Source organism: Streptomyces sp. UC4497, from assembly GCF_054871485.1.
Genome location: NZ_JBTYHB010000004.1, coordinates 122,039 through 141,221, shown reverse-complemented (window position 1 = coordinate 141,221; position 19,183 = coordinate 122,039). Strand labels below are relative to the sequence as shown.

General features: G+C 71.1%; 22 protein-coding genes. 10 read left to right on the top strand and 12 right to left on the bottom strand.

Translation table 11 applies throughout. From position 1 onward, the window contains the following. Nucleotides 1-9: 9 nt before the first annotated feature. The 5 genes from ACYSUO_RS07860 to ACYSUO_RS07840 form a co-directional block, all read right to left on the bottom strand. Complete coding sequence (locus tag ACYSUO_RS07860; protein ID WP_461775305.1) at nucleotides 10-783, bottom strand: SDR family NAD(P)-dependent oxidoreductase; 774 nt, start codon at nucleotides 781-783, stop codon at nucleotides 10-12. 82 nt (nucleotides 784-865) lie between these two features. After that, on the bottom strand, nucleotides 866-2,161 hold the full coding sequence (locus ACYSUO_RS07855) for an amidohydrolase family protein (RefSeq protein ID WP_461775304.1): 1,296 nt from the start codon (nucleotides 2,159-2,161) through the stop codon (nucleotides 866-868). 13 nt (nucleotides 2,162-2,174) lie between these two features. Continuing rightward, on the bottom strand, nucleotides 2,175-2,495 hold the full coding sequence (locus ACYSUO_RS07850) for a hypothetical protein (RefSeq protein ID WP_461775303.1): 321 nt from the start codon (nucleotides 2,493-2,495) through the stop codon (nucleotides 2,175-2,177). A 61-nt stretch (nucleotides 2,496-2,556) separates the two neighbouring features. Next, the gene (locus ACYSUO_RS07845; RefSeq protein ID WP_461775302.1) at nucleotides 2,557-3,702 is read right to left on the bottom strand and encodes a thiolase family protein; all 1,146 of its coding nucleotides are present in this window, start codon (nucleotides 3,700-3,702) and stop codon (nucleotides 2,557-2,559) included. Then, a complete protein-coding gene (locus tag ACYSUO_RS07840) occupies nucleotides 3,695-5,206 on the bottom strand; it encodes a class I adenylate-forming enzyme family protein (RefSeq protein ID WP_461775301.1) in 1,512 nt (503 codons plus the stop codon). The genes ACYSUO_RS07845 and ACYSUO_RS07840 overlap by 8 nt, the downstream gene beginning before the upstream one ends. A gap of 58 nt (nucleotides 5,207-5,264) precedes the next feature. Here ACYSUO_RS07840 and ACYSUO_RS07835 point away from each other — a divergent pair, with 58 nt between their 5' ends. Continuing rightward, the gene (locus ACYSUO_RS07835) at nucleotides 5,265-6,029 is read left to right on the top strand and encodes an SDR family oxidoreductase (RefSeq protein ID WP_461775300.1); all 765 of its coding nucleotides are present in this window, start codon (nucleotides 5,265-5,267) and stop codon (nucleotides 6,027-6,029) included. Between the two features lie 62 nt (nucleotides 6,030-6,091). Continuing rightward, nucleotides 6,092-7,099, top strand: a complete 1,008-nt coding sequence (locus ACYSUO_RS07830; protein WP_461775299.1) for a 2Fe-2S iron-sulfur cluster-binding protein — start codon at nucleotides 6,092-6,094, stop codon at nucleotides 7,097-7,099. A gap of 77 nt (nucleotides 7,100-7,176) precedes the next feature. On the opposite strand, the gene ACYSUO_RS07825 is transcribed toward ACYSUO_RS07830, so the two are convergent. The 7 genes from ACYSUO_RS07825 to ACYSUO_RS07795 all read right to left on the bottom strand — a co-directional run bounded on the left by ACYSUO_RS07825 (nucleotide 7,177) and on the right by ACYSUO_RS07795 (nucleotide 11,577). Next, nucleotides 7,177-7,458 carry a hypothetical protein gene (locus ACYSUO_RS07825; protein WP_461775298.1) on the bottom strand — a complete coding sequence of 94 codons (282 nt, stop codon included), beginning with the start codon at nucleotides 7,456-7,458 and terminating at the stop codon, nucleotides 7,177-7,179. 11 nt (nucleotides 7,459-7,469) lie between these two features. Next, complete coding sequence (locus ACYSUO_RS07820) at nucleotides 7,470-7,658, bottom strand: ferredoxin (RefSeq protein WP_461775297.1); 189 nt, start codon at nucleotides 7,656-7,658, stop codon at nucleotides 7,470-7,472. After that, a complete protein-coding gene (locus ACYSUO_RS07815; protein WP_461775296.1) occupies nucleotides 7,655-8,959 on the bottom strand; it encodes a cytochrome P450 in 1,305 nt (434 codons plus the stop codon). Before ACYSUO_RS07815 ends, ACYSUO_RS07820 begins: the two co-directional genes overlap by 4 nt. Before the next feature lie 85 nt (nucleotides 8,960-9,044). Next, nucleotides 9,045-9,707 (bottom strand): TetR family transcriptional regulator, encoded by a 663-nt coding sequence (locus tag ACYSUO_RS07810; protein WP_461775295.1) that lies wholly within the window; start codon nucleotides 9,705-9,707, stop codon nucleotides 9,045-9,047. 6 nt (nucleotides 9,708-9,713) lie between these two features. Beyond that, nucleotides 9,714-10,319, bottom strand: coding sequence for a carboxymuconolactone decarboxylase family protein (locus tag ACYSUO_RS07805; protein ID WP_461775294.1), 606 nt, complete (start codon nucleotides 10,317-10,319; stop codon nucleotides 9,714-9,716). Beyond that, nucleotides 10,316-11,188: an NAD(P)-dependent oxidoreductase gene (locus tag ACYSUO_RS07800; protein ID WP_461775293.1), complete on the bottom strand. Its 873-nt coding sequence runs from the start codon at nucleotides 11,186-11,188 to the stop codon at nucleotides 10,316-10,318. Before ACYSUO_RS07800 ends, ACYSUO_RS07805 begins: the two co-directional genes overlap by 4 nt. A 2-nt stretch (nucleotides 11,189-11,190) precedes the next feature. Next, nucleotides 11,191-11,577, bottom strand: coding sequence for a carboxymuconolactone decarboxylase family protein (locus ACYSUO_RS07795; RefSeq protein ID WP_461775292.1), 387 nt, complete (start codon nucleotides 11,575-11,577; stop codon nucleotides 11,191-11,193). A gap of 181 nt (nucleotides 11,578-11,758) precedes the next feature. Here ACYSUO_RS07795 and ACYSUO_RS07790 point away from each other — a divergent pair, with 181 nt between their 5' ends. From ACYSUO_RS07790 to ACYSUO_RS07755, 8 genes are read left to right on the top strand one after another with little or no spacing between them, the layout of a single operon-like run. Beyond that, on the top strand, nucleotides 11,759-12,604 hold the full coding sequence (locus tag ACYSUO_RS07790; RefSeq protein ID WP_461775291.1) for an NAD(P)-dependent oxidoreductase: 846 nt from the start codon (nucleotides 11,759-11,761) through the stop codon (nucleotides 12,602-12,604). 19 nt (nucleotides 12,605-12,623) lie between these two features. Next, nucleotides 12,624-13,484 (top strand): mycofactocin-coupled SDR family oxidoreductase, encoded by an 861-nt coding sequence (locus tag ACYSUO_RS07785; RefSeq protein ID WP_461775290.1) that lies wholly within the window; start codon nucleotides 12,624-12,626, stop codon nucleotides 13,482-13,484. A gap of 14 nt (nucleotides 13,485-13,498) precedes the next feature. Continuing rightward, nucleotides 13,499-13,732: a ferredoxin gene (locus ACYSUO_RS07780; protein ID WP_461775289.1), complete on the top strand. Its 234-nt coding sequence runs from the start codon at nucleotides 13,499-13,501 to the stop codon at nucleotides 13,730-13,732. Between the two features lie 32 nt (nucleotides 13,733-13,764). Next, nucleotides 13,765-15,141, top strand: coding sequence for a cytochrome P450 (locus ACYSUO_RS07775; protein WP_461775288.1), 1,377 nt, complete (start codon nucleotides 13,765-13,767; stop codon nucleotides 15,139-15,141). A 59-nt stretch (nucleotides 15,142-15,200) separates the two neighbouring features. Then, on the top strand, nucleotides 15,201-16,865 hold the full coding sequence (locus tag ACYSUO_RS07770) for a thiolase C-terminal domain-containing protein (RefSeq protein ID WP_461775287.1): 1,665 nt from the start codon (nucleotides 15,201-15,203) through the stop codon (nucleotides 16,863-16,865). Beyond that, nucleotides 16,862-17,824: an alpha/beta hydrolase gene (locus ACYSUO_RS07765; RefSeq protein ID WP_461775286.1), complete on the top strand. Its 963-nt coding sequence runs from the start codon at nucleotides 16,862-16,864 to the stop codon at nucleotides 17,822-17,824. Before ACYSUO_RS07770 ends, ACYSUO_RS07765 begins: the two co-directional genes overlap by 4 nt. Continuing rightward, nucleotides 17,821-18,327: a DoxX family protein gene (locus ACYSUO_RS07760; RefSeq protein WP_461775285.1), complete on the top strand. Its 507-nt coding sequence runs from the start codon at nucleotides 17,821-17,823 to the stop codon at nucleotides 18,325-18,327. Before ACYSUO_RS07765 ends, ACYSUO_RS07760 begins: the two co-directional genes overlap by 4 nt. Nucleotides 18,328-18,350: 23 nt before the next feature. Next, on the top strand, nucleotides 18,351-19,181 hold the full coding sequence (locus tag ACYSUO_RS07755; protein WP_461775284.1) for an NAD(P)-dependent oxidoreductase: 831 nt from the start codon (nucleotides 18,351-18,353) through the stop codon (nucleotides 19,179-19,181). Nucleotides 19,182-19,183 lie beyond the last annotated feature (2 nt).

Genomic DNA, 19,183 nt, shown 5'->3' with positions numbered 1-19,183 from the left:
GATGGTGTGTCAGATGACGAGGCCGCCGTCGACCGGCAGAACCTGGCCGGTGATGAAGGACGCGGCGTCGGAGGCGAGGAACACGAACGCCGGTGCCACCTCGTCGGGTTCCGCCCAGCGGGCGAGCGGGATGCGGGCGAGCATGCCCGGGGCGAACTTCTCGTTCGTCCGGATCGTCTCGGTCATCGGTGTCGCGGCGAGCGGGGCGACGGCGTTGACGAGGATGTTCCTGCGGGCCAGTTCGCGGGCCAGGGACTTGGTCAGGCCGATGATTCCGGCCTTGGCGGCGGAGTAGTTGACCTGGCCGAGGGTGCCGGTGATGCCGGCGGAGGACGTGACGTTGATGATGCGGCCCGTGCCGTCCTCGGGGAGGTGGGCGAGGGCGGCCTGCGCGCAGCTGAAGGTGCCGAGGACGTGGATGTCGAGCATGCCGCGGACGCTGTCCTCCGTCAGCTTGGGGAACATCGCGGGCGCGGTGACGCCGGCGTTGTTGACGAGGATGTGCAGGGTGTCGTCGGTGAGCGCGGCGGCCTGCGCCGCGGCGGCGTCGGCCGCGGCGCGGTCGCGGACGTCGAGGGCGGCGGCCTCCGCCTTGCCGCCCTCGGTGCGGATGGCGGCGGCCGTGTTCTCGGCGGCGTCGCCGTCCACATCGGTGACCAGGACGGCGGCGCCGGCACCGGCCAGTGCCCGGGCGACGGCGGCGCCGATGCCACCGGGCGCGCCCGCGCCCGTGACCAGGGCGGAACGACCGGTGAGGTCGAAGGGGGTTCGGGCCGAAGGCATGGCTCTCCCTACGCGGGTCGGTTGCGGGACGACAACAGGTGCGCCCGGCCACTGCCGGGCGCACCGCGGACACCTCGTCAGGTCACTTCGCGGCCGCCGTGGCCGCCCGGGCGCGGGCCCGGAACGACTCCAGCTTCTGGGAGGGCTCGACGACGCGCTTGCTGCGCGCCTGGATGGACACGTCGTGACCCGCGGAGCGCCGCCGCAGGGCGCCGACCGTGGCCTCCTCCTTCTTGATGTGCGTGAAGGGGTCGAAGGAGTACCAGCGCATCGCGTTCTGGTACGTCATCTTGTTGGTGTCCTCGTCGGGGACGTCGTGCTCGGTGAGCACGCCGTGCAGTTCCTCGGGGGCATGCGGCCACATCGAGTCACTGTGGGGGTAGTCCGCCTCCCAGCAGATGTTGTCGATGCCGATCTCGTGGCGCAACTTCACGCCGATGGGGTCGCTGATGAAGCAGGTGAGGAAGTGCTCGCGGAACACCTCGCTGGGCAGCTTCCCGCCGAAGTCCTGGAGCGTCCACGTGGCGTGCATCTCGAAGGTACGGTCGATCCGCTCCAGGAAGTACGGGACCCAGCCAGTGCCGCCCTCGGACAGCGCGATCTTCAGGTCCGGGTACTCCTTGATCGGGCGCGACCAGATGAGATCGGCGGCGGCCTGTACGAGGTTCATGGGCTGTAGCGTGATCATCGTGTCTGGTGGCCCGTCCGCGGACGGCACCGCGAGCCGGCCGGAGGAGCCGATGTGCAGGTTCATCACGGTGTCGGTGTCGCACAGCGCCTGCCACAGCGGGTTCCAGTACGGATCGTGGAAGCTGGGGAAGCCCATGGCGCCGGGGTTCTCGGTGAACGTGAGGGAGTGGCAGCCCTTCTCGGCGACGCGCCGCACCTCCTTCACGCAGGCGTCGACGTCCCAGATCGCCGGCAGCGCCATCGGGATGAAGCGGCCCGGGTGGGCGCCGCACCACTCGTCGATGTGCCAGTCGTTGTAGGCGCGCACCAGCGCGTACGACAGCTCGCTGTTCTCGGTCTCGAAGAGGCGGGCGGCGAAGCCGGGGAAGGAGGGGAAGTTCATCTGGGCGAGAACGCCCCCCGCGTCCATGTCCTTGACGCGTTCGTGCACGTCGTAGCAGCCGGGCCGGATCTCGTCGAGGCCCTGGGGTTCGAGGCCGTACTCCTCCTTGGGGCGGCCCGCCACGGCGTTGAGCGCGACGTTGGGCAGGACGGAGTCGCGGAAGCGCCATACGTCGGTGCCGTCCTCGCGGTGCTCCAGGCGCGGGGCGTCGTCCCGGTACTTGGCCGGGAGGTGGTTCACGAACATGTCCGGCGGCTCGATGATGTGGTCGTCGACGCTGATCAGTATGAAGTCGTCCTGGTGCATGACCGAATGCCTTTCAGTCGGACGCGGGCAGAGCCTTGGCCGCCTTGACTGTCATGGGCGCGCCGTCGCAGGCCAGCGCGCCCGCCCCGGAGGCGGTGCAGAGGAGTTCGAGGGTGTCCTGCGGGTCCACATAGCGCTTGCCGATGAGGGTGTCCGGCTCGCCCCCGGGCGAGCCGGACCCGCGTGGCGCGGTGTCGGCCGGGACCAGCGGCTCCCCGCCGCAGGTGAGTACGGGGGCGTGGCCGGCCGGAGCGCGAATGACGATCACTCGTACTCCGCTTGCGGCGCTGGCCAGTTGCAGGCCGGGGCGCAGTTCCCGGACGGCTGGCGTCATTGACGGCTCCTCACTGCTGGTTCCCCATCCATGCGGAAACTAGCTTCTCTGGTATCGGTAATCAAGATTCCGGACCGACCTCCACGACGACGGCCGAGCCCATCCCCCCGCCCGCGCACATGGCGGCGACGCCGATGCCGCCGCCCCTGCGGCGCAGTTCGTGGACGAGGGTGACCAGCATCCGGCCGCCGGTCGCCGCGACGGGGTGGCCGAGGGAGCAGCCGCTGCCGTTGACGTTGACCGTGTCGGGGTCGAGGTCGAGGCGGCGTACGACGGCCACGCACATCGAGGCGAACGCCTCGTTGATCTCGTACAGGTCGACGTCGTCGGTGCTCAGCCCGGCGCGGCCCAGCGCCTTCGGGATGGCCTGAACGGGGGCGAGCCCGGTGTCGGCCGGGTCGACGCCGACCGAGGCCCACGCCCTGACCGTGGCGAGCGCGGGCAGGCCGAGCCGGTCGCTGACGAGGGCGAGGGCCGCCGCGGCGTCGTTGCCGCCAGCTGCGTTGCCCGCGGTGATACTGAAACCGTCGATCTCGGGGTGCAGCGGCTTGAGCGAGGCAAGTTTCTCCAGCGTCGTGTCGCGGCGCGGGTGTTCGTCGGTGTCGAAGAGGCCGTGCGGTGTCTCGACGGGCACGATCTCGCCCTTGAAGCGGCCCTCGTCGATGGCGCGGATCGCGCCTTGGTGTGAGCGCAGCGCCCAGGCGTCCATGTCCTGGCGGGAGATGTTCGATGCGACGGCCGCGTTCCAGCCGACGGTGATCGACATGTCCAGGTTGGGCGCGTCGGAGCGGTCGGGGTGGGTGGGCGGCACCCATGGTTCGTCACCGAAGCGCAGCCGCGGCGACGTGGACGCCGAGTTCACCCCGCCCGCGATGACCACCTCGTCCATGCCGGAGCGGATGGAGGCCGCCGCCGACTGCACGGCAGCCAGGGACGCGGCGCAGTGCCGGTTGTGGGCGAGGCCCGGCACGGTGGTCAGGCCCGCGGTCAGCGCGGCGTGCCGGGCGATGACACCGCCGCCGTAGAGGCCCTCGGCGAGCATGATGTCGTCGATGCGGTCGGGTTCGACGCCGAATTCCGCGAGGCGGTCGGCGCTCGCGCGGACGATCCGGTCGGCGAGGGTGTAGGCGTCGGTGTCGCGCAGTGTGCCCTTGCGGGCGGTGCCCACGGGGGTGCGCAGGGCGGAGACGATCACGGCTTCAGGCATGGGACTTCTCCGGGTTGTCCAGCGGGTGGTCCGGCTCGGCGGCTTCAGCGGCATGGGCGCGGTCGGCGGCTTCGGTGATTTCGGCGATCAGCGTGCGGCGCAGCAGCTTTCCGGTTCCCGTGCGCGGCAGGTCGGCGCGGAAGACGACGGCGTCGGGGGTCTTGGAGGTGCGCAGCCGACTCTTCGCCCACCGCCGGATCTCCTCCGGCTCGACGTCCTCACCCTTACCGACGAGGACCGCGACGATCCGCTGCCCCCACTCCTCGTCCGGCACCCCGATGACGACCGCCTCACGGACTTCGGGGTGTGCGAGCAGAACGTCCTCGATCTCGGCCGGGGCGATGTTCTCGCCGCCGCGGATGATGGTGTCGTCGGCGCGGCCCTCGACGTAGAGATAACCCTCGGCGTCCATCCGGCCGAGATCGCCGGTGGGGAACCAGCCGTCCGCGTCGAGCACGCTGCGCCCGCGGTACTCCCCGGAGATCTGTTCACCTCGCACATGCACGAGGCCGGTCCTCCCCCGTTCACACACCTCGCCGTCCGGGGTGCGCAGTTCGATCTCGACCCCGGGCAGCGGGCGGCCGACCGAAGTCAGCCGGTCGCGCGCGTCCGGGTCGCTCGCAGCGAACGCGGCACGGTGGTCGTCGGGGCCGAGCACGGCGATCGACGAAGAGGTCTCGGTCAGGCCGTACGCGTTGACGAAGTCCGTGCCGGGGAAGGCCCGCAGCGCCTTTTCGACGACGGTGCGCGGGGCGCGTGCGCCGCCGTAGGCGAGGCTGCGCAGTGTGGGCACGCCGGCGTCAGTGCCCTCCGGGACCTCCTCGACGATCCGGGCGAGCATGGTCGGCACCAGCATCGCGTGCGTGACCCGCTCCCGGCGCACCGTATCGAGCCACCCGTCGGCGGAGAACGCCGGCAGGTACACCACGCGGCGCCCGGTATAGAGGTTGGACAGCAGATTCGTCAGCCCCGCGATGTGGTACGGCGGGACGGCGACGAGCGCTGCGTCGCCCTCAGCGGCGGAGTTGAACTCCAGCGTGTTCAACACGTAGGCGAGCAGGTGCCGGTGGCGCAGCAGGGCGGCCTTGGGGGCGGCGGTGGTGCCGCTGGTGTAGAGGATCACGGCGACCGCATCCTGGTCCCAGGGAGCCTGTACCTCATCGGCCGGGGGATCGCCGGCGCCGTCGAGCAGGCTCTCCAGGTCATCCGGACCGACCCGGACGGCATCGGGGTGCCGCCCTTCGATCTCGGCCAACTGATCCTCGCCGAGGCGGTAGTTGAGGGGAACGAACGGCACACCCGCGAGGGCGCAGCCGAACAGGGCCACGGGATAGGCGAGGTGGTTGGGCGCGCGGTACAGCACGGCGTCCTCCCCACGGAATCGCGCGGCCGCGCGGCGTGCCAAGTGCAGCAACTGCGCCGCGGACAGGGAGCGTTCATCGAGACTGACGGCGGGCCGCTCCCCCGCCGTCGCGGCCATTTCGAGAGTCATCACAATGTTCATGAGAGTGCTATTCTCGCTTCAGAAGAGCGGGACTTTCAATAGGTGGGAGGTTGCGCACATGCAGATCACCGGTTGCTCCGCGATCGTGGTGGGCGGGACGGGCGGGCTGGGCGAGGCCACCGTGCGGCGGCTGCACGCCGCGGGCGCGCGGGTCGTAGCCGCGGATGTCAACGACGAGAAGGGCAAGGCCCTGGAGGCGGAGCTCGGCGTTCGCTACGTCCGCACCGACGCCACCGATGAGGACAGCGTGACCGCGGCGCTCGCGGAGGCCGAGGCCGCCGGACCGCTGCGCATCGTCGTCGACGTGCACGGCGGTCCCGCCTCCGGCGGTCGCCTCGTCGGCAAGGACGGCAGCCCGCTCCCCCTGGACGGGTTCCGGACCACCATCGACTACTACCTGACCTCTGTCTTCAACGTGCTGCGTCTGGGCGCGGCGGCGCTCGCCCGGCAAGAGCCGCTCGAGGAGGGCGGCCGTGGCGTCATCGTCACGACCGCGTCCATCGCCGCGTACGAGGGCCAGATCGGCCAGCTCCCCTACGCGGCGGCCAAGGGCGGCGTCGCGAGCATGACGCTGGTCGCGGCCCGCGACCTGTCCCCGCTGGGCATCCGGGTCACCACCATCGCGCCCGGCACCATCAACACGCCGGCGTACGGAAAGGCCGGCGAGCAGCTGGAGGCGTACTGGGGGCCGCAGGTGCCCTTCCCGAAGCGCATGGGGCGCAGCGAGGAGTACGCGGCACTGGTCCAGGGGCTGTGCGAGAACGACTACCTGAACGGCGAGGTCGTCCGCCTGGACGGCGCGCTGCGCTTCCCGCCGAAGTAGGCGTCCCCTCCCGGTTCCCCTTGCATGAGCGTCAGTTCCCTTTGCATGAGAAGAGGAGGCCCATGCCGAGCCCCCCGCTGTTCCGGCGCGCGACCGTGTCACGGATCGTCCAGGAGACCGCCGACGCCCGTACGTTCACGCTCGAGCCGCTCGACGGGCCGCTCACGTACAAGGCAGGCCAGTACTGCATCTTCCGCATCGTGGTCGACGGGCGTCCGGCGCCGCGTGCGTACTCGTTCTCGAGCGCGCCCGGCTTCGACGAGGAGATCACCACGACCGTGAAGCGGGTGCCGGGCGGCGCCGCGTCGAACTGGCTGCACGACCACGTCCGCGAGGGAGACGAGCTCGAACTGACGGCGGCTCGGGGCAGGTTCACCCTGCGCTCCGCCGACACTCCGCTCCTCGGGTTCTGCGGCGGCAGCGGCATCACGCCGGTCCTCTCCCTCGCCAAGAGCGCGCTCGCCGGAACCGACCGCCGCGTCCGGCTGCTGTGCGCGGACCGGGACCGGGGCCAGGCCATCTTCCACGACGCGCTGGGTGAACTGGCGGCCCGCCATCCCGGGCGGCTCGATGTGGTGCGTCATCTCGACGACGTGCGCGGCTACTTGACGGCGGCGGACATCAAGGAGTTCGTCGGCGCCGACGCGGGGGCCGACGCGTACGTGTGCGGGCCCGAGCCGTTCATGGAGCTGGTGGAGTCGACTCTGGCAGGCACGGGGCGGGTGTTCAGCGAGCGGTTCGGAGGCGGCGAGGCGCCCGCACCCACGCCCCCTGCCGCGCCCACGACGGTGGCGGGCAGCGTCACCGTCATCATGCAGGGTCGACGACAGACCATCGCCAAGCGGCCCGGCGAGACGCTGCTGCAGAGCGCCCGCCGCGCCGGCTTCGCCCCGCCGTTCTCCTGCGAGGCGGGCAACTGCGCGACCTGTATGGCGGTCCTCCGGGAGGGCACGGCGACGATGCGGGCCAACGAGGCGCTCATGGGCGACGAGGTCGCCGAGGGGTACGTACTGACCTGTCAGGCGGTACCGGACGAGGACGCGGCGTCCGTGGTTGTCGAGTATGAGTGAAACCAGCGTCAAGGCGCCGCCCCGTCCGTAGGAGGAGGGGCGGCGCCTTCGGCGTGTCCGAGAATGGGCCGGGCGGCTCAGGCGCGGTCCCGGTCACCGGGGTCGCACAGCACGAGGATCGCGCGGGCGACGAGTTCGCTGCCGCCGCCCAGCTGCTCGCTGTAACGCGCGATGGTGTCGCGCACGGCGCCGGTGAAGGACGGGTCGATGCCGCGCGGGCCGGCCGGCGGAGGCAGCTCCCGCACCATCGCTATTCGGCGGCGCAGCAGTTCGATGATCTCCTCGTCCAGCTCGCGCAGTTGGCCGCAGGACGGGGTCCGGGCGTCGCCCGCGAACGCGGAGGCCACATTGATCGTCACAGCTCATCCCCTCAGTGGACGGTGATGGCGCGCTCGGGGCAGGCCCGGGCCGCGACCCGTACATCGTTCTCGTACTCGGCCGGGATCTCCTCGGCGAGAACCACCGCGTAGCCGTCGTCGCTCAGGTCGAAGACCTCGGGGCAGGTGGAACAGCAGATGCCGTGCCCGCGGCAGCGGTCGTCGTCGACGGTGGCCTTCACTTGCCCGCCTCCTTCGGCTTCTCTCCTGCCGGGGTGAACTCCAGGTGGAGTCGGGTGAGCCCGCGCAGGATGTATGTCGGCACGTAGTGGTAGCGCCGGGCGTCAGCGGGGCCGTGGTGTTCCTCGGAGATCCGGATGTCCTTGGTGCGGTCCAGGAGCCGCTCGATCGCCACGCGCGCCTCCGCGCGGGCCAGGGGGGCGCCGGGGCAGGTGTGCGGGCCGCGTCCGAAGGCCAGGTGGCGGCGGACACCGGGACGTTCGACATCGAAGGTGTCAGGGTTCTCGAACCACTCGGGGTCGCGGTTGGCCGCTCCGTTAAGCACCATCACGGTGGTACCGGCGGACAGTTCGACGCCGCCGAGCTCGACCGGGCACTTGGAGAGCCGGAAGTCCCCCTTGACCGGGGACTCGATCCGCAGACACTCCTCGACGAACGGGGCGATCAACTGCCGTTCCGTGCGCAACCTTTGCTGGAGCTTCCGGTCCTCTCCGAGAACCTTCAGAGCGGTACTGAGCAGTCGTACGGTGGTCTCCTGCCCCGCGGCGAACAGGTTGGCCGCGACGCGGACCGCAGCGTCGACCTCGGGGAGCGTTCCATCGGGGAAGGTGGCCGTGGCCAGACCGGTGAGCACGTCGGCGCGGGGCTCGCGGCGACGTTCCTCGATGTAGCGAGTGAAACGGCCATAGAGGAACTCCAGTGGCGAATGGCCGAGTCCCTCGCTCTCCGTACTGCCGATCGCACCGCGGCCGCGCGGGCGCCCCTGCAACTCGTCGGCGAACTCCGCCCGGTCCTCTTCCGGCACACCGAGCAGATCGGCGATGACCAGAAGGGTGAAGGGTCCCGCGAACCCGCTGATGAACTCGCCCTCACCAGGGGCGAGGAAGTCCTCAATCATCCCGTCGGCCAGCCGCCACATCGCCTCCTCGTTCTCTTTGAGGCGCTTGGGCGTGATCAGTCGCATGAGCAGCGCACGGTGGTCGGTGTGCACCGGCGGGTCCAGCGTGGGCAGTTGGTCGCTCATGGGCAGCTCGTCGCGGTGCCGCTCGATGAGCTCCGAGACGTCGTCGCCCTCCAGCGGCACCGGGAAACCGGGGAACGGGCCGGTGACGGAGACGCACGCGGAGAACCGCTCCGTGTCGTTGTAGACCTGCACGGCCTCGTCATAGCCTGTGATCATGACGACGTCGTGGTGCTTCTCGCGCTGCACGGGGCACTGCCCGCGCAAGGCCTCGAAGTAGGGATACGGATCGGCCACCGCCTCCTCGTCCCGGAAGAAGTCGACCGCCTTCAAGTCCTTCACGTGAGCGCCCCTTTCAGGTGCGGCGAGCTCTGCCGCGCCGCCCGAACGATATCAGCCATCTCCGTTAACGAGAAGGACGTTTCCGTCATCGGCGGTCGGCGGCCAGCCCATGGGCGAGCAGGCCCCACAGCGCCTCCGCGTCCCCGCCGCGGCCGCGCACCCGCGGCGCGCTGAGCGTCAGGGCGAACGAGTTGAACATGATGGCCTGCAGCATCGCGCCCGCTCCTGCGCGACGGTCGAGGCCCGGGCGCACCGAGCCCTCGGCGGCCGCCTCATCGAGGATCTCCTCCAGCAGCGCGAAGATCGGCGCGAAGGCACGGGCCGCCTCCTTGGGGTCGTCGGTCAGCAACTGCTGCGCGAACTCGGCCATGCCGAGGATCTCGACGGAGCGCGGGGAGCTCGGCCGCGCCGGGGGACGGCACAGCCGGTGGTATTCGAGGGTGAAGCGACGCAGTCTGCTCAGCGCGTCGGGCTCCGTGGCGATCGCCTCGCGCAGCCGGGCCGCGGTCCTGAACACCGACTCCTCAAGGAGCGCGAGCAGCAGCTCGTGCTTGCCGCTGAAGTTCTGGTAGAAGCTGCGCAGCGACTGTCCCGACTGCCGGACGACCTCCTGGACCGTGAAGTCCTTGCCCGCCTCGCCCGCGAGCAGTTCGAGCGCGGCGTCGAGAAAACCCTGCACCCGTTTCTCGGCGCGGGCGCGGACCGGGTCCACCGTGCGGGCGACGGCCTGTTCACGCCAACTCGCCATGCGACGTCACGCCTTGAGGTCGTCGTCGAGCACCACTCCGAAGGTCCGGAACGCCATGGCGATGGTGTCGTACGCGCCGACGCTGAACACCACGTCCATCAGCTGCCTCTCGTCGAGGCCCTCGGCGAGCTCCCGCCAGGTGGTGTCGGTGATCCGCGCGTCGGCGATGAGTTCGTCCACGGCCCGCAGCAAGGACCGTTCCTCGTCGTTCCAACCGGTGGCGCCGGGCCCCTCGCCCACCCGCTCGATCTCGGCGTCCGTCATGCCGGCCTCGTGCCGGGCGATCCACTCGTGCTGCTTCCATTCGTACGTGGCATCACGCAGCGCGCTGATCCTCAGCACCAGCAGTTCACGCTGGCGGATCGTAAGGGTCGTGGCGAAGAGCAGATGGCCGTTGAAGACGTTGAAGGAGCGGGTCAGCTCCGGGTATCGGGCAAGGACACCAAGGGCGTTGAGCCCCTTGGGCCGGTCGGCCCCCTTCTCGGGCACCGGATGCCGGGGCGTGGGTGGGGTGAGTGCCGCCAGCGCCTCGTGCATCTGCGGGGGCCACTGCCGGACCGGCAGCGGCGCGATGCGGGGCACCGTCGGCCCGGCCTCGGGTGTGGTGGTCATGCGTCGCTCCTTCTGGTGGCCTCGACGAGATACGGATACACACGGGTGAAGTCGACGCCCGGCTCGGCCTCGGCAAACCGGCGCCACAGCGCCCCGACGAGCGCGCCCACCTCGCCGGGGCCACCCTGCTCACCCACCGCGCCCAGGTACAGCTCCACGTCCTTGGCCATCAGGGAGTTGGCGAACCCCGAGTCGTAGCTGCCGGTGAGGACGTGGCGCGGGAACTTGTCCTCGGTGGCTCCGCTGCGGCCGCTGGAGGCGTTGAGTACGTCCATCAACACCGCCGGGTCGAGACCCGCGGCGCGACCGAACGCGAGGGCCTCACTGGTGGCGGCGAGCGCGGTGGCGGACAGGAAGTTGTTGGCGAGCTTCACCGCCTGCGCCAGGCCGGGCCGCACCCCCACCCTGCGGCGCCGGTCACTGAGGTCGGCCAGCACGGACTCGATCGCGGCGCAGACCTCGTCCGGGGCGGCGTACATGATGGTGAGCGTGCGGGCGCGGGCGCCTGCGACGCCACCGGAGACGGGGGCGTCGGCGTGTCCGATGCCGTGCTCGGCGAGCAGGTCCGCGACGCGCTGTGCGGCGCTCACACCGACGGTCGACGTGTCCACCACGTACGCGGTCCGGCGCCCGGTCGTCTCCGTGAGTTCGCGCGCGACCTTCTCGCTGACGTGCCCATCGGGCAGCGAGAGCACCACGACCCCGGCACCGCGGGCGACTTCGGCGACGTCCTTGCAGGCCACCGCGCCGGCCGGGGTACGCCCCGGGCCCGCGCTGTCGTACGCGAGGACGCGGTGACCGCGCTGCACGAGGTTGGCGGCGAGTACGCCACCCATGTTGCCGAGTCCGACGAACCCGATCGTCGCCATCGTCAGCCCTCCTCCTCGCGCGGGGCCGCGACCTCGGTGAGGCAGCGGCGGGCGGCGCTCCCGGCCGGAACACCGCAGTAGGCGGCGATCTGGAAGGGCAGTTCGTCGATCTCCTGCTGTGTGACACCCGCGCGCGGGGCCGCGGCGGCATGGACGCGGAACTCCTCCATGCGCCCGAGCGCGGCGGTCATGGCGAGGACGAGCAGACTACGGTCGCGCGTGCTCAGCGCTCCGTCGCGGGCCCACACGCCCCACGCCGCCTCGGTGACGTAGTCCTGGAACTCGGTCACGGCGGGCCGGGCGTCACGGACCGCGGCGTCGACGTAGGCGTCACCGAGCACGGCTCTGCGCACGGCACGGGCGTCCTTCGACGGCTCGGGATGGGCCACGGCGCCTCCTGATACGGAGAGTTGACGCAAGTCTGATTACCCTTAGAAGAGAATATGGTTCTCCCGATCGCCAGGCAACAGGGCGCACGCCCTCGGCGGCGCGGGGAGAAAGTCGCAGCCGACACCTTCCGCCGACTCATGGGCGAGATTACAGTTCTCGCCAAACGGAAGGGGTGTTCTTGTGGCGTGCGGATCACCCGGCCCACCTGCGCGGCGGATCGGGTTCACCGGTGCGGGACGCATGGGCCTGCCCATGGTGCGCCGCCTGGTGGCGGCCGGGCACGCAGTATGCGCCGTGGGCCGCACTCCCGAGCGACGGGCGGCGCTGGACGCGGAGGGCGCCACGGCCGTCGAGCGGGTCACGGACGCTGCCGACGGCGTCGACACGTTCATCGTCTGCGTGTTCTCCGACCGGCAGGTACGAGAGGTGTGCCTCACCGGCGGGCTGCTCGACGCGCTACCTCCGGGCGCCACGCTCGTCGTCCACACCACGGCGAGCCCACACACGGTCCGCGAGATCGCCGAGCGTGGCGGCGCACACGGCATCTCTGTCCTCGACGCACCGGTCAGCGGCGGCCCACACGATATCGCCGCGGGCCGGCTCACCGTCTTCACGGGCGGCGACGAGGCCACCGTGCGGCGGCTGCGCCCCGTGCTCGCGGCGTACGCCAACCCGGTGCTCCCGGTCGGCCCGGTGGGCGCGGGGCAGAGCGTGAAGCTCGTCAACAACGCGCTGTTCACCGCGCAATTGGGTCTGGTCGCGGAGGCGGCTCGGCTCGGCCGCGAGCTCGGGGTCGAGGAGGCGGTGCTGCTGGACGCGCTCGGTCACGCCAGCGCGGCCAGCCGGGCCCTCGCGGGGGCGGCGTCGCGGGACTCGGCGGAGCGATTCATCAGTGACGTACGGGAGTTCGTGGACAAGGACGTGGCCGTGGTCCGGCAGACCGCGGACGGACTCGGAACACGGCTCGGCGCGCTGGAGCCGGCGCTCGCGGCGCTGGACCGGACAGGGCTCCACACCAACTCGTAACGAGAAGAGGGGAAGCGGCATGGGGCGAGTCGAGGGCAAGGTCGCGATCATCACCGGCGCGGCACGCGGTCAGGGGCGCAGTCACGCGGTGCGGCTTGCGGAGGAGGGTGCCGACATCGTCGCGATCGACCTCTGTCGCGACTACGAGACGGTCAACTACCCGATGGCGACGCCGGAGGATCTCAAGGAGACGGTGCGCCTGGTCGAGAAGCTGGGCCGCAAGGTCCTGCCCCTCCAGTCCGACGTGCGCAGCAGCGAGGCGATGCGGGACGCCGTGGACCGCACCGTGGCCGAGTTCGGCGGGGTCGACATCGTCGTGGCGCAGGCCGGGATCGCTCCGCTGCAAGGCACTCCGCCGCTGCAGGCGTGGTCCGACGCCGTCGACGTCGACCTGATCGGCAGCATCAACATCATCCAGGCCGCCCTGCCGCATCTGCGCGAGGGCGCCTCCGTGATCGCCACCGCCTCGACGGCCGCCCTCATGCAGCACGGCATCGTGGACAACCCGGGCGCCAACCCGGGCGGAGCCGGGTACGCCTACGCCAAGCGGGCGCTCTCCGAGTACATGCACGAACTGGCCCGCAACCTCGCCCCGCTGAAGCAGCGCGCCAACGTCGTGCACCCCACGAACTGCAACACACAGATGCTGCAGAGCGAGCCGATGTACCGGTCGTTCCGCCCCGATCTGGAGCACCCCACACGGCAGGACGCCGAGCCGGCCTTCGCCGTGCAGCAGGCGATGCCCGTCCCCTTCGTGGAACCGGTCGACATCAGCAACGCGGTCCTCTTCCTCGCTTCGGACGAGGCCCGCTACATCACCGGTGTGCAGCTGCGCGTGGACGCCGGCGGCTACCTCAAGTGGTACGACTGGCAGCGCTGACGAGCCATCAAGACATGGGATTTGAGGGGCTGTTCATGAAGGTCAGTGTCGATCAGGACCGCTGTCAGGGTCACACTCTCTGCGCCATGATCGCGCCGAAGGTGTTCGAACTCGACGAGATCGACGGGCACTCGTCGCCGGTCAGCGAGGACGTGCCCGCCGGGGAGACGGAGGCGGCGGCCGAGGCGATGCGCTCCTGTCCGGAACGGGCCATCACGATCACCGAATCCGGCGATTTCACGGGCTGACACGCAGGCTCGTACCGGAAAGGAGGCATCACGTGACCACGCAGGAACAGAACGGCGCACCGGACGAAGAGGCGCGCAAGAGCGTCCGGTTCCACTTCGACCGCCACGCGCCCGACTACCGGGAGCGGTTCGTGGAGATCACCGAGGAGATGCAGGGCCGCTGCCCGGTGGCGTGGACGGACACCCACGGCGGACACTTCGTCGCCGCGAGCCACCAGGCGGTGTTCGACATCGCCCGCTCCGCCGAGAAGCTCTCGAACGACCACGACGTCAACAACGAACGCCGTGGCTACAAGGGCATCACCATTCCCGCTCCGGCGCAGGGCCAGGGCTTTCGCGGCGGGTTCCTGGAGATGGACCCGCCGGAACAGCGCTACTACCGGCAGGCGCTCAACCCGTATCTGTCGCCTGCGGCGGTGCAGCGGTGGGTCCCGTTCCTCGACGAGCTGATCAGGGCGTGCCTCGACGAACGCATCGAGTCGGGCGAGATCGACTTCGTTGAGGACCTCGCCAACCCGGTACCCGCGGTGTTCACCCTGGCCATGATGGGGATCCCGCTGAAGAAGTGGCAGCTGTACAACGAGCCCGCCCACGCCGGGGTCTACACCCCGCCGGACTCCCCCGACCGGGCGCGCGTACGCGACCTGCACATCGCCATGATGAGGGACATCGCCGAGCACATGAACGCGATCCGTGCCACGCCCAGGCCCGGCCTGGTGGACGCGGTGGTCAACGCGAACATCGGTGACACCAAGCCCTCCGACATGGATCTCCTCGGGGTCCTCGCCCTGTTGATCGGCGGCGGCTTCGACACGACGACGGCGCTCACCGGGCGTTCCCTGGAGTGGCTCTCGCTCCACCCCGAAGTGCGGGAACGGCTCAGCCGCGAGCGGGCGAAGCTGCTCGACCCGGCCACGGAGGAGTTCCTGCGCTTCTTCACGCCCGCCGTGGGCGACGGCCGTACGGTCTCCGAGGACTGCGCGCTCGCGGGCCAGGAGTTCAAGGAGGGCGACCGGGTCTGGCTGTCGTGGGCGATGGCCAACCGTGACCCGTCGGTCTTCCCGGAACCGAACAAGGTCGACCTGGAGCGCAAGGGCAACCGGCACCAGGCATTCGGCCTCGGCATCCACCGCTGCATCGGCTCGAACGTGGCGCGCATCGTGTTCAAGCGGATGCTCAGCCACGTCCTGGACCGGATGCCGGACTACGTGTGCGCGGCGGAGGGGACCGTGCACTACGACTCCGTCGGGATCATCAACGGCATGCGGCACCTGCCGGCCACGTTCACGCCTGGCAAGCGCCTCGGACCCGGGCTCGACGAGACCTTGGACAAGCTGCAGAAGGCCTGCGACGAGCAGAGCCTGGCCGCTCCGGTGACGGCGCGCGGCGAACGCGCCGACATGCGCTGACCCTCGGACGTTGACCCTCGGACGTTGACCCTCGTTCGCCGACCTATGGAGGAGACCCTGTGGCACGGCGTTCCCTGCCCCTGCTCACCGATGACACCGCGTTCTTCTGGACGTCCGGGGCGGACGGCCGGCTCCGCTTCCAGCAGTGCGCGGACTGCTCCGCGCTGAACCATCCACCGCTGCCGGTGTGCCGCCGCTGCCGTGGGCACGAGCTGGGCGTCACGGAGGTCGCGGGCACCGCTGTTCTCGTCTCCTTCACGGTCAACGAACGCTTCCCCTCACCCGGTCTGGAGCCGCCCTACGTGGTGGCGCGGGTGGCGGTCGCGGCGGACCCGCGGGTCCGCCTCACCACGAACATCGTCGGCTGCGAGCCCTCCGAGCTGCGGCTCGGCATGCGCCTGGAGGCCGTCTTCGAGCAGGTGGAGGACGTGTGGCTGCCCCTGTTCCGGCCGTGCGCCGAGCAGCCGGATCCGCTCCCGCCCCTGCCACCCGACGACCCGGATCCCGAGCGGATCAGGACGCTCGTCCGGCCGCCGGTGAGCACCGATCGCTTCGAACACCGGGCGGCACTGACCGGCGCGGGGGCCTCTCGCATCGGGCGGCGTCTCGGTGTGCCGCCGCTCGCGCTGACCGTCGAGGCGTGCGAGAAGGCCGTCGCCGACGCTGGGCTCACCCTCGACGCCATCGACGGCCTGGCCACGTATCCGGGCTCGGGCATCTCCGCCGGCTTCGGGGAGGGCGGCGTCACCGCCGTGGAGAGCGCGCTCGGCATCCGTCCGACCTGGCACAACGGCGGCATGGAGACGTTCGGCCCGGCCGGCTCGGTGATCGCCGCGATGCTTGCGGTCGCGGGCGGCCTGGCGCGGCACGTGCTGTGCTTCCGTACGGTGTGGGAGACCACGCACTCCCAGCAGGTGCGCGAGGGCCTGCGCCCCGTGCCGCGCCAGGACCGGGTGGCGGACGGCGCGCAGTGGGTGGCTCCGTTCGGCGCGATGTCCGCCGCGATCCACCTCGCGCAAAACGCGCAGCGCCACTTCCACGAGTACGGCACCACCCGCGAGACGCTCGGCTGGATCGCCCTCAACCAGCGCGCGAACGCCGCCCTCAACCCCGAGGCGATCTACCGCGACCCGCTCACCATGGACGACTACCTGTCGGCCCGACCCATCACCAGCCCCTTCGGTCTCTACGACTGCGACGTGCCGTGCGACGGGTCGATCGCGGTGGTCGTGTCGTCGGTCGACGCCGCCCGCGAGCTGCCGAAGCCACCCGTGCTCGTCGAGGCGGTCGGCACGCAGCTGGTCGAGCGCCTGGAGTGGGACCAGACCACGTCGACACACGAACCCCAGGTGCTCGGGCAGGCGGCGCATCTGTGGACCCGTACCCAGCTGCGTCCGGACGACGTCGACGTGGCGCTGCTGTACGACGGCTTCACCGTCAACTGCCTTTCCTGGCTGGAGGCGTTGGGCTTCTGCGGCATCGGTGAGGCCAAGGACTTCCTGGACGGTGGGAAGAACATCGCCCGCGACGGCGTGCTGCCCGTCAACCCGCACGGCGGTCAGCTCTCGCACGGCCGCACCCACGGCATGGGCCTGGTCCGCGAGGCGATCACCCAGCTGCGCGGCGAGGGCGGCGCCCGGCAGATCGCCGGTGCCCGCACCGCAGTGGTCAGCACCGGCGGCCTCACGCCGAGCGGGGTCATGCTGCTGCGGGCGGACACATGACGGTGCCCGGCCGTCTGCAGGCGGCCCTCGACGCGGCCATCCCGCCCAGCGTGCATACCAAGTCGGTCCGGGTGGACGGCTTCCCGCTCTCCGCGCGGGTGTGCTCGGCCCCCGAGCCCCGCGCGGTGATCCTCGCGCTGCACGGCGGCGGCACCACCTCGCTGTACTTCGACTGCCCGGGGCGGCCGGAGCTCTCCCTGCTGCGCACGGGTGCACAGCTCGGCTACGCGGTCGTCGCCATGGACCGCCCCGGCTACGGCATCTCCGCGCCCTTCGCCGACCGTTACCGCGATCCGCACAGCCGTCTCGACACGACATACGCGGCGCTCGAACGCTTCATCGACCAACTCCCCGGCCGCCCGGCCGTGTTCATCGCGGCGCACTCGGCGGGCTGCGAGCTCGCGATGCGCATGGCGGCGGACGAGCGGGGGCGCCGGCTGCTCGGCCTGGAGATCGCGGGCACGGGCCTTCGGCACCAGCCCGACACCATCCGCGCCTTGGAGGCCGCCGGGGTGACACGTCAGCGCGTCGGCCGACGCCCGATAGGCACCCGCGAAACCCTGTGGGGCCCGGCCGAGCTGTACGCCGACGACGTATGGAACACCCGGTACATCGCCTCGGACTCCCCCGCCTACGAAGGGCCGGCGCGGGTGTGGGTGGAGCGTGACTTCGCCCGGCTCGCGGCCGAGGTACGGATCCCGGTGCAGTTCAGCCTCGGCGACCACGAGCGGGTGTGGGAGTCGGGGCCCGCCGCGCTCGCCGAGATCACCGGCCTGTTCACCGCCGCTCCCCGCGTCCGGGCCAACGAACAGGCGGGCTGCGGCCACAACCTGAGCCTGGGCCTGGCCGCCCGCAGCTATCACCTGCGGCTCCTGGCGTTCGTGGAGGAGTGCGTGGTGCAGAGCGAACGGAACGGCGCCGTCCGGACGGACGGCGGAACGGAAGGGGAGGCGGCATGACCGGGGCCGAAGCGTTCGCAGTACTGCTGCTGCGGCTGGTGATCGGCGCGACGATGGCCCTGCACGGGCTCAACCACTGGCGCGGTGGCGGGCGCATCGCGGGCACCGCGGGCTGGTTCGAAAGCCTGGGGCTGCGCAAGGGGCGACTGCAGGCCTGGATGAGCGTGGTGACGGAGATCGGTGCGGGCGTGCTGCTCGCCGCCGGTTTCCTGACACCGCTGGCCTGCGCCGCCGTCATCTCCGTGATGCTCGTCGCGGGCCTGCTCGCGCATCGCGCGAATGGATTCTTCGTCATGAAGGACGGCTACGAGTACGTGCTCGTGCTGGGGGTCGGCTGTGTGGCACTCGCGGTGCTCGGCGCCGGCCCCTGGTCCCTCGACGCGGCGTTCGACATCGAGGTGACCGGCTGGACGGGCGGGGGTGTGGCGCTCGGGGTCGGGGTGGTGGCGACGGCCGGGCTGCTCGCGACGTTCTGGCGGCCGGCACGGTCCGGAAAGGCCTGACCATCTCTCACGTTGGAGGACTTGTGACACACGCCGGTTTCATCGGCCTGGGCAGCCAGGGCGCACCCATGGCGCGGCGCATCGTGGACGCCGGGCTCCCGCTGACCCTGTGGGCGCGCCGCCCCGCATCGCTGGAGCCGTTCGCGGGGACGAAGGCCGAAGTGGCGGACACTCCGGCCGAGTTGGCTTCGCTCTGTGACGTGGTCGGCGTGTGCGTGGTGGGCGACGCGGACGTGGAGGAGGTCGTCCTGGGCGACTCGGGCGTCCTGGCGGGCCTGCGTCCCGGTGCGGTACTCGCGGTGCACAGCACCGTCCACCCCGACACCTGCCGCCGCCTGGGCGCGCTCGCGGCGGAGCGCGGGGCGCAGGTGGTGGACGCGCCGGTCAGCGGCGGCGGCCCGGCCGCGGCCGCGGGGAAGCTGCTCGTGATGGCGGGCGGGGACAACGAAGCCGTGGAGCGCTGCCGCCCGGTCTTCGCGACGTACGGCGACCCGGTCGTGCACCTCGGCCCGCTGGGCGCCGGACAGGTCACCAAGCTCCTCAACAACACACTGTTCACCGCCACCTTCGGGATCGCCGCGAGCGCGCTGGCCCTCGGGCAACGGCTGGGTGTCGAGCCGGAGCGGTTCGCCGAGGTCGCCGGGCACGGCAGCGCCGCCAGCTTCGCGCTCGGCAGACTCGCGGCGTCGGGCTGCGATCCGACGCGCATGGGCGCCGTCGCGGGCGGGCTCCTCGGCAAGGACGTACGGCTGATGGCTTCGCTGGTGGAGGGGGCGCCCGCCGAGGACGTCCTCACCCAGGCCCGAGCGGCCCTGGAGCGCATGGGAACGCCGCTCACCACGGACAAGGAGTAGTC

Excerpts from the sequence above, each read along its gene's own strand:
- ACYSUO_RS07850 (WP_461775303.1), bottom strand. The coding sequence starts at position 2,495 with ATGACGCCAGCCGTCCGGGAACTGCGCCCCGGCCTGCAACTGGCCAGC.
- ACYSUO_RS07785 (WP_461775290.1), top strand. The coding sequence starts at position 12,624 with ATGGGGCGAGTCGAGGGCAAGGTCGCGATCATCACCGGCGCGGCACGC.
- ACYSUO_RS07860 (WP_461775305.1), bottom strand. The coding sequence starts at position 783 with ATGCCTTCGGCCCGAACCCCCTTCGACCTCACCGGTCGTTCCGCCCTG.
- ACYSUO_RS07800 (WP_461775293.1), bottom strand. The coding sequence starts at position 11,188 with ATGGCGACGATCGGGTTCGTCGGACTCGGCAACATGGGTGGCGTACTC.
- ACYSUO_RS07765 (WP_461775286.1), top strand. The coding sequence starts at position 16,862 with ATGACGGTGCCCGGCCGTCTGCAGGCGGCCCTCGACGCGGCCATCCCG.
- ACYSUO_RS07845 (WP_461775302.1), bottom strand. The coding sequence starts at position 3,702 with ATGCCTGAAGCCGTGATCGTCTCCGCCCTGCGCACCCCCGTGGGCACC.
- ACYSUO_RS07760 (WP_461775285.1), top strand. The coding sequence starts at position 17,821 with ATGACCGGGGCCGAAGCGTTCGCAGTACTGCTGCTGCGGCTGGTGATC.
- ACYSUO_RS07855 (WP_461775304.1), bottom strand. The coding sequence starts at position 2,161 with ATGCACCAGGACGACTTCATACTGATCAGCGTCGACGACCACATCATC.
- ACYSUO_RS07810 (WP_461775295.1), bottom strand. The coding sequence starts at position 9,707 with ATGGCGAGTTGGCGTGAACAGGCCGTCGCCCGCACGGTGGACCCGGTC.
- ACYSUO_RS07780 (WP_461775289.1), top strand. The coding sequence starts at position 13,499 with ATGGGATTTGAGGGGCTGTTCATGAAGGTCAGTGTCGATCAGGACCGC.
- ACYSUO_RS07835 (WP_461775300.1), top strand. The coding sequence starts at position 5,265 with ATGCAGATCACCGGTTGCTCCGCGATCGTGGTGGGCGGGACGGGCGGG.
- ACYSUO_RS07840 (WP_461775301.1), bottom strand. The coding sequence starts at position 5,206 with ATGAACATTGTGATGACTCTCGAAATGGCCGCGACGGCGGGGGAGCGG.
- ACYSUO_RS07830 (WP_461775299.1), top strand. The coding sequence starts at position 6,092 with ATGCCGAGCCCCCCGCTGTTCCGGCGCGCGACCGTGTCACGGATCGTC.
- ACYSUO_RS07805 (WP_461775294.1), bottom strand. The coding sequence starts at position 10,319 with ATGACCACCACACCCGAGGCCGGGCCGACGGTGCCCCGCATCGCGCCG.